A 3353-nucleotide genomic window follows, 5' to 3' on the forward strand; every position below is an offset into this window, starting at 1 on the left:
GCCGGTACCCGACCGGTCGGGGCCGCCTCTGGCGCTGCGGGGCGGGCTGTGCGGTGGTGTGCTGGAAGGGCAGGCAGATCGCCATCACACAGATCGACACCGTCTCGGAAGGTGTACTCATCATGTCCACTCAGAATCCCGCCAAGCCCCTCCATGGCCGCGTCGCGGTCATCACCGGCGCTTCCAGCGGTATAGGCGAGGCCTCGGCCGAGCACCTGTCGGCACTGGGCGCGAAGGTCGCGGTGCTGGCGCGGCGCGCGGACCGGCTGGACGATCTCGTCACCCGGGTCGACAAGAACGGCGGCACCGCGCTGGCGCTCACCGCCGACGTGACCGAGGCCGAGGAGATGCTGAGCGCCGCCGACCAGGTGGAAGCCGAGCTGGGCAGCGCGGACCTGCTGTTCAACAACGCGGGTGTCATGCTGCCGGCCCCGATCGAGGAACTGCGCACCGACCAGTGGCGGCAGCAGATCGACGTCAATGTCTCCGGGCTGATGAACACCATCGGCGCGTTCACCCCGCAGCTCGTCAGGGCCGCGGACGAGCGCGGTGTGGCGGATCTGATCAACACCGCGTCGATCGCGGCGCAGAACATCTTCCCGAACTTCGCCGTCTACTCCGGCACCAAGGCCTATGTCACGCACCTCTCCCGGCATCTGCGGGTCGAGCTGGGCCCGAAGAAGGTCCGGGTGGCCGCGATCGAGCCGGGCCTCGTCGGTACGGAGTTGCAGAGCCATGTCACCGACCAGGGCGCACAGGACTGGCTGGCCGGTTCCAAGGAAGCGATGGAATGGCTCACTCCGGAGGACATCGCGGAGACGGTCGGTTTCATCGCCACACAGCCGCCTCGGGTGAACCTCCAGCAGGTCACGATCATGCCGACCGGGCAGTCGAGCTGACGCGACGAGCGGGTCGCCGCTCTCGCCCGGACGTGGTCAGCCGCCGAGCCCGTCACGCGTCAGATCGCTCCTCAGCCGGTGCCACACCGGGCTGCGGAGACGGCCCCCCGCCGTCCAGCCGGCCATCGTGATCTCGGCGACGAGCCGGGGCTCGACCCAGTGCGCGGGAAGGTCCACCGGATTCACGAAGGGCGACGTGTCGCGCGGGATGACCGCCAGCAGCCGGGCGAGGTCATGCCGTTCGAGCGCCGAGAAACCCGACCCGACGGACCCGACGTAACGGAGCCCTTCCGGCATCTCCACACCGGCCAGGACGGCGCCCGGGAGACCGGCGATCCCGCCGCGGCCCTCCGTCCAGCCGCCGATGAGGATGTCCTGCGCCGGCGTGTGCTTGATCTTGCGCCACTGGTCGGAGCGGATGCCGGGCGTGTACGGCGACAGCAGCCGCTTCGCGACCAGGCCCTCGAAACCGGCCCGCAGCGTGATGTCCCATGCCCTCCGGCCGTGGCCGACCGCGTAACCGGGGACCGACGAGTGAGGGCCCACGAGTCCCAGTCCGGACAGGAGCGATCTGCGGTCCCGGTACGGGAGCGCCAGCAGCGGTCCGCCGTCGAGGTGCATGACATCGAACAGCACCAGATGGACGGGATACCTCACGGCCAGTTGAGCGGCCCGGCGCGGGTTCACCACACCGAGCCGGCGTTGCAGCAGACCGAAATCGGGACGGCCGTCGGCCAGGACCACGACCTCGCCGTCGAGCACCGCCGCCCGGCCGCCGAGCAGCCGGCCGAGCTCCGCGAGTTCGGGATACCGGGCGGTCACATCGTCGCCCGCGCGCGTGCTCAGCCGCAGTGACCCGTCGCGCGCCACCGCGACGACACACCGTGCGCCGTCCCACTTGGTCTCGAACGCCCACTCCGCCTCCTCTTCGGCACCGGGCAGCGGGCCGGGCGTGGCCAGCATCGGCCGGATCACGGGAAGCGGTTCGAGCGGCTCCATACCTTCGATGGTCACGCCGTTCGCAGGCGCCCGCATCGGAGGCGACCGGATCGAGGACGCCCGGGTCAAAGGCGCCCCGCAGCGGACATCGGCGGACACTCCCGCAGCGGACCGCCTCGTCATCCAGCCCTCATGGCGGAGCCCGCCTGGCGGAGCCGGCCGGGCCGCCGCGGCCTCGGCGGATCATCCTCCCGACGCACCCGGCACGCCGGACGTACCGGACCCACCGGACGCTCCCCACGAACCCGAAGGGACGGACAGGTTCCAGACGCGCGCGGGCGGGACATTGGCCCATACGGTCCGGTGACCGGTGGCATGGGCGCGCTGGAACGAGTCGAGTACATGCGCCACTCCGCCGTGCCGCGCCAGGCTGCGCGAGGAGCCCGTCAGCGCGCGCAGCCGTGCGGTACCGCGATAGCCGAAGTACGTCAGATGCCCGCCGGGCCTGAGCGCCGAGAGGTACTGCGTCAACAGGTCGGAGACCTCGTCCGGGTGGAAGTTGGCGAACGGCAGCCCGGAGACGATCACGTCGTACCGCGCCTCGGGATCGATCTCCGCCACCGGCCTGGCGATCAGACCGATGCGCTCCCCGTGGACCGCCAGCCGTGGATCCGTACGCAGATCCGCCTCCAGGACCCGGGCGAAGCGCGGGTTGGACTCGACCAGATCGAGCGTGTCGTCGGGGCCCAGCAGATCGGCCAGCACACGCGAGACGGCGCCCGTCCCGGCTCCGACTTCGAGTACGGCGCGGGGCCGCCCGGCGGGGCGCGCCAGCGGCGCGGCGAGTGCCTCGGCGAGGCGCCGGCCACTCGGCGTCACGGCCCCGGTCGTACGGAAGGTCCGGAACGTCTCGGCGAAGAACAGCCGCCGGTCGGCGAACCGCCGGGCCGGGCTCCGTACGAAAGCGGGCGTACGTGTCCGGCGCGCCGGGGCCACCGCGCTGCGGGGCCCTGGGACGCGGGGCCCTGGCGTGCGGGGTTCCGGCATACGGGACTCCTGGGTGCGGGGCCTTGTGGCGCGGGGCGTGCGGGGCGGGGGAAGAGCCATACCGATGACGCTAGGGAGCGCCCGGCCGCCGGAAATCGGCTGTTGTGCGACGGCGGTGTACGACGAAAGTCGGGGGTGCCGGTACCCGTCCGTCGGGGTACGGCGCTTACGCGCGTCCTTAGGATGACAAGGTGAGATCCGAGCCCGGACGCGGTGTTCCGATGTGGGTGGAGGCACCTTCCGCGGTGGCGCTCGCCCTGATGTCCCTGCTGGAGGGCTTCCGGTCGGCCGGTGGCACCCTTGCCGATCCCGCGCCCTGGGTGGGAGCGGTCGCCTCGTTCTTCGCCCTCGGCCGCTACCGGCTTCCGCGGACCGTGGCGGCCCTCGCGCTGCTGTCGGTCGCGCTGGGCTGCATGCTGCCGCTGCTGGTGACGCTGTATCACTTCTCCTCACGCAACCGGTTGCGTG

At 71.6% G+C, this 3353-nt stretch carries 3 protein-coding genes and 1 pseudogene; 2 read left to right on the forward strand and 2 right to left on the reverse strand.

Going from position 1 to position 3353, the window contains the following annotated elements; all coding sequences use genetic code 11:
• Positions 1-122 precede the first annotated feature (122 nt).
• Positions 123-899 (forward strand): SDR family oxidoreductase, encoded by a 777-nt coding sequence (locus BFF77_RS28315; protein ID WP_066955384.1) that lies wholly within the window; start codon positions 123-125, stop codon positions 897-899.
• 36 nt (positions 900-935) lie between these two features.
• On the opposite strand, the gene ligD is transcribed toward BFF77_RS28315, so the two are convergent.
• Positions 936-1898 carry a non-homologous end-joining DNA ligase gene (ligD, locus tag BFF77_RS28320; RefSeq protein WP_066955387.1) on the reverse strand — a complete coding sequence of 321 codons (963 nt, stop codon included), beginning with the start codon at positions 1896-1898 and terminating at the stop codon, positions 936-938.
• Between the two features lie 183 nt (positions 1899-2081).
• A complete protein-coding gene (locus tag BFF77_RS28325) occupies positions 2082-2885 on the reverse strand; it encodes a class I SAM-dependent methyltransferase (RefSeq protein ID WP_079125565.1) in 804 nt (267 codons plus the stop codon).
• Positions 2886-3076: 191 nt separating this feature from the next.
• Between BFF77_RS28325 and BFF77_RS28330 the strand changes: the two are divergent.
• Positions 3077-3353, forward strand: a pseudogene (locus BFF77_RS28330) (hypothetical protein); the annotation flags it as partial.

Origin of the sequence: Streptomyces lushanensis, assembly GCF_001700515.1 — a bacterium.
GTDB lineage: Bacteria > Actinomycetota > Actinomycetes > Streptomycetales > Streptomycetaceae > Streptomyces > Streptomyces lushanensis.

What these genes read in the sequence shown, in the direction of transcription:
- BFF77_RS28315 (WP_066955384.1), top strand. Translation starts at nt 123, where the DNA reads ATGTCCACTCAGAATCCCGCCAAGCCCCTCCATGGCCGCGTCGCGGTC.
- BFF77_RS28325 (WP_079125565.1), bottom strand. Translation starts at nt 2,885, where the DNA reads ATGCCGGAACCCCGCACGCCAGGGCCCCGCGTCCCAGGGCCCCGCAGC.
- ligD (WP_066955387.1), bottom strand. Translation starts at nt 1,898, where the DNA reads ATGGAGCCGCTCGAACCGCTTCCCGTGATCCGGCCGATGCTGGCCACG.